The sequence below is a fragment of the Paenarthrobacter sp. NPDC091711 genome, assembly GCF_044756605.1.
Classification (GTDB): Bacteria; Actinomycetota; Actinomycetes; order Actinomycetales; family Micrococcaceae; genus Arthrobacter.
The window spans coordinates 230,834-239,007 of the sequence record NZ_JBIVTF010000007.1 but is presented as its reverse complement, the minus strand read 5'-3'; the positions used below and the strand labels follow the sequence as shown (position 1 = coordinate 239,007).

The following is an 8,174-nucleotide window of genomic DNA, read 5'->3' as shown; positions in this document are numbered from 1 at the left end:
AGCACGCCGCCAGCGTTCATCCTGAGCCAGGATCAAACTCTCCGTTGAAGTAAAACAAATCAAACAGACACAACCACACCCACCGGAAATAACGGTAGAACGCGGCTGCACAAAATTCGAAACCAGCTGAAAACCAGACCACCACACACGGGGGTGCATGACAGTACTGGCATAAATTTCAACCAATCAATAAAACAATCGGCATCAACAAACTTGGCACACTATTGAGTTCTCAAACAACAGGTCACTATTCCAAAGCAGTACCAACCAGAACCCTCACAGGTCCCGGAATCGCTCCGGAGCAACTTTTCAAACTTACCGGCTAGCTTCCTGCGAGTCAAATCGGCATGCTTGACTTGATTCTTCCTTGCGGTATCTTGTCAGCTTGCGATCTCTACTCGTGGAGCAGCGCGGGTACTAACTATACCCCTACTTCCCCTGGATGGCAAAACCCGTGAACGACACACCCTCTAGGCCGAGCAAAAACCCCGGAAACAAAGGGAAGAGGGCCCGGAGCCACGGCTCCGGGCCCTCCTCACACCAGGAGCAACTGCCCCTAGTCGCTGCTACGAACGCTCAGGCTACTCAACCGGAGCGAACCAGGAGGCGCCCAGCGGAGGCAGCGTGACGGTCAGCGCCGCAGGCTGCCCATCGGTGCCCGGCGTCGAAGCCTTCAGCGATCCTGCGTTGACAACCCCTGAGCCGCCATACGTCTCAGCGTCGGTGTTGAGGACTTCCACCCAGTCCCCCGCCGCCGGAACACCCAGGATGTAGTCCTTATGGGGACCGCCGGAGAAGTTCACTGCGCACACCAACGGCTTGCCTTCGTGATCCCAGCGGATAAACGTGAGGACGTTGTGATCGGCATCCCCGCCATTGATCCACTGGAAACCGCCGGCCTCGTTGTCCCGCTGGTAAAGGGCCGGCGTTGAGGTGTAGAGCTCGTTGAGATCCTTGATGAGGAGCTGCAGTCCTCGGTGCGCGGGGATATCGGCAAGGAACCAGTCCAGTCCGTACTGTTCGGACCATTCCGCTTCCTGGCCGAACTCAGTGCCCATGAAGATGAGCTGCTTGCCGGGATGCGCCCACTGGTAGGCGAAGAAGGCACGCAGGTTGGCCAGCTGCTGCCACCGGTCACCGGGCATCTTCCGCAGCATGGAGCCCTTGCCGTGAACTACTTCGTCGTGGCTGATGGGCAGCAGGAAGTTCTCAGTGAAGGCGTAGACCAGTGAGAACGTGATGGTGCCGTGGTGCCACTTGCGGTTGATCGGATCCTCGGAGATGTACTTCAGCGAGTCGTGCATCCAGCCCATGTTCCACTTCAGGCCGAAGCCGAGCCCGCCGTGGTTGGTGGGAGCCGTAACGCCAGGGAAAGCGGTGGATTCCTCGGCAATGATGATGGCGCCGGGGTGGGACTTATAGACGGTGGCGTTGACTTCCTGCATGAAGGAAATGGCTTCGAGGTTCTCACGGCCGCCGAACTTGTTGGGCCTCCACTGCCCTTCTTCACGGGAGTAGTCCAGGTAGATCATCGAGGCCACGGCGTCCACCCGCAGGCCATCGATGTGGAATTCCTCCAGCCAGTACAGGGCGTTGGCCACCAGGAAGTTCCGGACCTCGCTGCGCCCGAAATCAAAGATCAGGGTTCCCCAGTCCGGGTGTTCGCCCAAGGCGGGGTCCGAGTGCTCGTACAGGGGCTGACCGTCGAACTGTGCCAGCGCCCAGGAGTCCTTGGGGAAGTGAGCAGGGACCCAGTCGAGCAGGACACCGATGCCGGCCTGGTGAAGCGAATCCACCAGGAACCGGAACTCGTCCGGGTGTCCGAACCGTGAGGTGGGAGCGAAGTAGGACGTCACTTGGTAACCCCACGAACCACCGAAGGGGTGCTCCGCCACCGGCATGAACTCGACGTGGGAGAACCCAAGCCACTTCACGTAGTCCACGAGTTCCTTGGCAAGCTCCTTATAGCCAAGGCCCAGTCGCCAGGAGCCCAAGTGGACTTCGTAAACGCTCATGGGCGAATTGTGCGGGTCCTTCGCGGCACGGGCGCTCATCCATTCCGCGTCCTTGAACCGGTAGCTGGCGTCCACTACACGTGAAGCAGTGAGCGGCGGGACCTCGGTGCCGAAGGCCAGCGGATCGGCTTTCTCAATCCAGTGACCCGCCTTGGTGAGGATCTCGTATTTGTAGCACGCCCCTGCTACAACGCCCGGGATGAACAATTCCCACACCCCGGAGGAACCCAAAGAACGCATTCCGTGAGAGCGGCCATCCCAGCCGTTGAAGTCACCCTTCACCCGGACGGCCTGGGCATTCGGGGCCCAGACGGCGAAGGAGACTCCGTCCACCTCGCCCAACGCGGAGCGGTAGTGCTGAACGTGCGCACCGAGGACATCCCAAAGACGTTCGTGGCGGCCTTCACCGATCAGGTGCAGGTCCACCTCACCCACGGTAGGCAGGTAGTGGTACGGGTCATCAATGGTGACGGGTTCGACGTCGTACACCACTTCCAAACGATAGTCCGGCACGTGGCCGGCCTGCAGCGGTTCCAGGACCGCGGTCCAGACGCCATGCGACTCGTGGGTCATGTCGGTGCGGCCGGCTTCGGTCACAACAACCACGGACTTCGCGAGGTGCTTCACAGTACGGATGGTGACGTGGCCGTGATCATCCAGGTGGGCGCCAAGCACTGAGTGCGGCGCATGGTAGGCGCCGGCCGCCACGCGTTCCAAGGTCTCGGAATCCACATGCAGGGGAATTCGGGGCCGTTCGGTGCGTGCAGAGCCAGTCATGTCATTACCTTCCGCTGTAGCTGCCGCATGCTTGCCGCGGCTTGTATTGTCGAGGATTCGTCGGGATGCATTCACGGGGATCGACAACCAGTCGGGCCGGTTCCGCAACTCGTAAACAACCTCGTATAAGGCCTTGTCCAGCCACAATGCCACAAAGAGCGGCGAGCGGCGGTCAATGGTTCCCGGGGTGACCTCGCTGTACCCCTCGAGGAACGCGGCAGCGCAGTCATCCACCCAGGTTTCGGGCACCCTGGCATTGGTGTTTTCGCGCGTGGCGGCACCGGCAGCGTAGTCGAACGAGCGCAGCATCCCCGTGACGTCCCGCAAGGGAAGATCGGGAGAATTGCGCTCATCAATGGTCCGTAGTGGCTCGCCCTCGAAGTCGAGGATGGCCCACCGTCCCGGCTGACCCTCAGCGCCGGGAACCAAAAGAATCTGGCCCAGGTGGAGGTCGCCGTGGACGCGCTGCAACTGGCCCACGTCCCGGGGATCCAGAGCCGCCAGCAACTCATCGAGTTGTTGGTCATGGGGCCCGACGGCGGACGAGGCTTCCGCCCACGAGCCACGGACACGCCGGGCTACTGTGGCGATGATGTCCGGTCCCTGATCCTGACCGTCCTGGGTACCGAACGTTTCCGCAAGCCTGGCGTGAACCGTGGCAGTAGCAGCGCCGAGCCCGCGGGCTTCCGCCGTGAAATCCTTGCCGGCGGCGGCTGCTTCGACTGCCAGGCGCCAGGCATCCAAGCCGCCCAGGAGGAACTCGTGGGCGACAGCCAGCTCGCCGGTGGCCCGTGTGGAACCGTTCGACGCCGGGCCATCCCACGAGCCGCTGATCCATCCGAGCGTCGCGGGAACCTCGGTGGTCCCGGCCGCCGTCAGGGCGGCGCCAAGTTCCACCTCGGGATTTTTACCGGCGGCAAGCACGCGGAAGATTTTGACGATCGCTGCCGAACCGCCGTCGTCGATGATGACTGAGGTGTTGGACTGCTCGCCGGAGAGGACCTTCACGGACCTGGGATGCCCGGGGAGCGCGACACGCCCGCGGGTCAGGTGCCCCTGGGCGCCGGCAGCCGTTCCTTCACTGCGCATCAGTTCCAGCCAGGCAGTGACGAAGTCGGCATCGAAGACGGCGTCGTACACGAGGCGGAGGCCCTGTTGGGGATCCGTGAATTCCCCCAACAAAGCTGATGTGGCCTCCGGCAGCGGCTGGCTCCTGTAGCTCAACGGAACCTGGACAACGTCAGTCCGAGAACCGCCGTCGGCCGTTCGGTGGGTTACGGCCAACAGCACCACTTCGAACTGCGCGTCGCCGCCCGTATGTGGGCCGCCGGCAGGAGGGAGGCTGAAACCGCCCACCTGCTCCAGCGCAAAGTCGGGGCTCTTAACCGGGAACCAGCGCTTGCCCGGCAGCCAGGTCCTGAGAAGTCCTTCAATGGAGGGGTTCAAGTTTTCCTTGTTCATCTCATCCTTTGGAGGTCACCACGGGAATCGCCTGGGTATAAGGCGACGTGGGATTGGAAAATGCTGAGCGGACCCGCAGCCAGTAGAAGCTGTGGCTACCCAGCATCACGGTCAAATGACCGTTGTCGCCGACCGCCGGGAAAGGCTGGCCACCGAAAATATCGCGCAAGCCCCGGCCCGCATACTCGGGAATATCCAGCGTTGCCGCCACGGGGTGCTGGGAGAGGTTGAAGACGCACAGTATGGTTTCGGCATCCTCCCCCTCGGGGTTTCCCGCCGGCAATTCCCGAACGTACGCGAGCACCACCTCATGGTCCGCTTCGACGTGCCGGAAGCCGCCCAGGCCAAACACCGGGTGGTTCTTCCGGACGCTGAGGATCTGGCGTGTCCAGCGCAGCAGGGAGCCCGAATGTGCGGCCTCGGCCTCAACGTTGGTCATGCTGTAGTTGTAAACCAGCGACTGGATGACCGGCAGGTAAAGCTGGCCCGGGTCAGCCCCGGAAAAACCAGCGTTGCGGTCGGGGTTCCACTGCATGGGCGTTCGGACGGCATCACGGTCATCGAGCCAGATGTTGTCTCCCATGCCGATCTCATCGCCGTAGTACAGGAAGGGGCTGCCCGGCAGGGACAGCAGCAACGCGTTGATCAGCTCGATCTCCGAACGGGAATTATCCAGCAGCGGCGCCAACCGGCGTCGAATACCAATGTTGGCCCGCATCCGCGGATCCGGGGCGTACCAGCCCAGCATGGCGGCGCGTTCCTCGGCGGGCACCATCTCCAACGTCAGTTCGTCGTGGTTCCTCAGGAAAGTGCCCCACTGCGCCCCCTTGGGAATCTCCGGGGTGTTCCGCAGGGCCTCAATGATGGGAGCCGCCTTCTGGTCCCGCAAGGCGTAGTAAAGCCTCGGCATGATGGGGAAATGGAAAGCCATGTGGCATTCGGGGGCTTCCTCGGTGCCGAAGTACTCCACCACTTCATGCGGCGGCTGGTTCGCCTCGGCAATGATCACCCGCCCGGGGTAGTTCGAGTCCACCATCCGGCGAAGGTCCTGCAGGAAGGTGTGGGTGGCCGGCAGGTTCTCGCAGTTGGTGCCGTCTTCTTCGAACAGGTAGGGAATGGCATCGGCCCGGAAGCCATCGATGCCCTGGTCCAGCCAGAATCTGACGACGTCGTAGAGCGCCTCGATGACTGCGGGGTTCTCGAAGTTCAGGTCCGGCTGGTGGCTGAAGAAGCGGTGCCAGAAAAATTGCCGGCGAATGGGGTCGAACGTCCAGTTGGACTCTTCGGTGTCAACAAAGATGATGCGTGCGTCCTGGTACTTCTCGTCCGTATCGCTCCACACATAGAAATCTCCGTAAGGACCGGTGGGGTCCTTCCGCGATTCCTGGAACCACGGATGCTGGTCCGAGGTGTGGTTCAACGGCAGGTCGATAATCACCCGGACGCCACGTGCGTGGGCCTCGGCAACCAATCTCTTGAAGTCGCTGATGGTGCCGAACTCGTCCAGCACGGACGTGTAGTCGGCGATATCGTAGCCGCCGTCGCGCAACGGGGAATGGAAGAACGGCGGCAACCACAGGCAGTCGACGCCCAACCACTGGAGGTAATCCAGTTTTTCGATCAGGCCGTGGAAGTCGCCGGAACCATCCCCGTTGGCATCCGCAAAGGCCCGCACCAGTACCTCATAGAAGACTGCCTTGCGGTACCAGTGCGGATCGTGCTGGAGACCTGGGGCGTTCAACTCGAAGGTGTTCTTCGGAGTGAAGTACTGGCTGGGGTTCTGCGGAGAAAAACTCACTAAAGCTGCCTCCGGATGCTCAGAATGTGCGCCGGTTCCACGTGGGCGTCAAGCCGCACGTAGTTGTGCTCGCCCCATTCCCAGCTCTGGCCGCTGATGAGGTCATCCACCCGGAACCGGCCGTCCTCGTTGAAGTCCGAAGGATCCAGCTCCAGGGCCGCGAGGTTTAGGGACACTGTGCTTTCGCGGGTGCTGTGCGGATCCACGTTGACCACAATGATTAAGGTGTCCTTGGTGCCGTCCGGCAGCGTTTTGTGCTTGGAGTACACAATCGTGGCGTCGTCGGTGCTGCTGTGCAGTGTCAGGTTCTGCAGGTCACCCAAGGCCACATGGTCCTTGCGGATGGTGTTGAGCCTGGTGATGTACGGCGCCAAGGTCCGCCCGGACTCGGCCGCGCCTTCCCAATCCCGTGCCTTGTACTCGTACTTCTCGTTATCGATGTACTCCTCCGCGCCCGGACGGGCCACGTGCTCATACAGCTCGTAGCCTGCGTAGACGCCCCAGAGCGGGCTCGCCGTAGCAGCAAGGACTGCACGGATCTTGAACGCCGCCGGACCACCGTACTGCAGGTACTCGGTGAGGATGTCCGGGGTGTTGACGAAGAAGTTGGGACGGAAGTACGCCGGGCTGACGTGGCTGATCTCGTGGAAGTACTCTTCCAACTCGGTCTTGGTGTTCCGCCAGGTGAAGTAGGAGTACGACTGCTGGAATCCTGCGCGGCCCAAAGCGTGCATCATGGGCGGACGCGTGAAGGCCTCCGCCAGGAACACGACCTCGGGGTTCTTCTTGTTGATCTTGCCGATCAGCCATTCCCAGAACCAGACGGGCTTGGTATGGGGATTGTCCACCCGGAAAACCTTGACGCCGTGGCTGATCCACAGCTGCACGATCCGCAGGATTTCCTTGGACAAGCCCGCAGGATCATTGTCAAAGTTCAGGGGATAAATGTCCTGGTACTTCTTCGGCGGATTCTCCGCGTAAGCGATGGACCCGTCCACACGCGTGGTGAACCACTCCGGGTTGGTGGTCACCCACGGGTGGTCCGGAGCTGCCTGCAGGGCGAGGTCCAAAGCAACTTCGAGCCCCAGCTCGTTGGCACGGGCCACGAACGCGTCAAAGTCCTCAAAGGTCCCCAGTTCCGGGTGGATGGCGTCATGGCCACCGTCCTTGGAACCGATGGCCCACGGCGATCCGGGATCCTGCGGGCCCGGGGTCAACGTGTTGTTGCGGCCCTTGCGGTGCTGGAACCCGATGGGGTGGATGGGCGGCAGGTAGATGATGTCGAAGCCCATGTCCGCCACGGCGTCGAGCCTGTTGGCTGCCGTGCGGAAATTGCCGGACGTCCAAACGCCGGTGGAGTGATCCAGCACGGCGCCCTCTGAACGGGGGAAGAACTCGTACCAGGAACCGCGTCCCGCGAGGTCGCGTTCCACCTGCAGCGGGAAACGTTCAGAAACGGTCACCAGTTCACGGATGGGAACGCGTCCGACGGCGGCCAGCACCTCCGGGCTGAACCCTGCACCCAGGCGCTCCTCGGCAGTCTTGGTGGTATCGGCCAGCACCACTGAAGCGGCGCGCAAGGCGCGCTTCTCCACGGCGCTGCGCCCGGCGTCGTCGGTAGCTTCAGCCAGGAGGGCAGCGCCCTCGGCAAGCATCAACTCGACGTCAATGCCGGCCCCGACCTTGACCTCGGCGTTGTGGTGCCAGGTGCCGTAGCGGTCGTGCCAGGCCTCAATGACGAAGGACCAGGCGCCGGTGCCGGCAGGCGTGATCAGGCCCTCCCAGCGGTCCAGGCCCTTCCATTGCTCCCCCTGGGCCGGGGTCAGGCGGACGCGCTGACGCTCCTTCCCCTTGGGATCGAGCAGCACAGCGGACACGCCGAGCTGGTCATGGCCTTCACGGAAGACCGTGGCGCCTACAACGAGGTCCTCGCCAGGCAAGGCCTTCGCCGGGAAACGGCCACCCTCAACCACCGGCTGTACGGCCGTGATGGGGAACCGGCCGAAGCGAAGTCCCTCGGTGATGTCCGTAGTCGTCTTGGATTTCAGAGCTGTGATGGTTCGCGCGGTTTTCGTCACAACCACGACGTTAGCGACAAAAATCACAGAATGCTAAGCACACGA

General features: G+C 62.2%; 3 protein-coding genes. All 3 read right to left on the bottom strand.

Going from position 1 to position 8,174, the window contains the following annotated elements:
• Positions 1-581: 581 nt before the first annotated feature.
• The 3 genes from ACIQH5_RS13315 to ACIQH5_RS13305 are packed head-to-tail and all read right to left on the bottom strand — an operon-like array spanning position 582 to position 8,135.
• Positions 582-4,253, bottom strand: coding sequence for a 1,4-alpha-glucan branching enzyme (locus ACIQH5_RS13315; protein ID WP_400403980.1), 3,672 nt, complete (start codon positions 4,251-4,253; stop codon positions 582-584).
• A 1-nt stretch (position 4,254) separates the two neighbouring features.
• Complete coding sequence (treS, locus tag ACIQH5_RS13310; RefSeq protein WP_400403978.1) at positions 4,255-6,051, bottom strand: maltose alpha-D-glucosyltransferase; 1,797 nt, start codon at positions 6,049-6,051, stop codon at positions 4,255-4,257.
• Positions 6,051-8,135, bottom strand: a complete 2,085-nt coding sequence (locus ACIQH5_RS13305; RefSeq protein WP_400404014.1) for an alpha-1,4-glucan--maltose-1-phosphate maltosyltransferase — start codon at positions 8,133-8,135, stop codon at positions 6,051-6,053. Before ACIQH5_RS13305 ends, treS begins: the two co-directional genes overlap by 1 nt.
• Between the last annotated feature and the right edge of the window lie 39 nt (positions 8,136-8,174).

Bases quoted from the DNA above. Each gene is read 5' to 3' on its own strand.
- ACIQH5_RS13315 (WP_400403980.1), bottom strand. From the start codon at position 4,253: ATGAACAAGGAAAACTTGAACCCCTCCATTGAAGGACTTCTCAGGACC.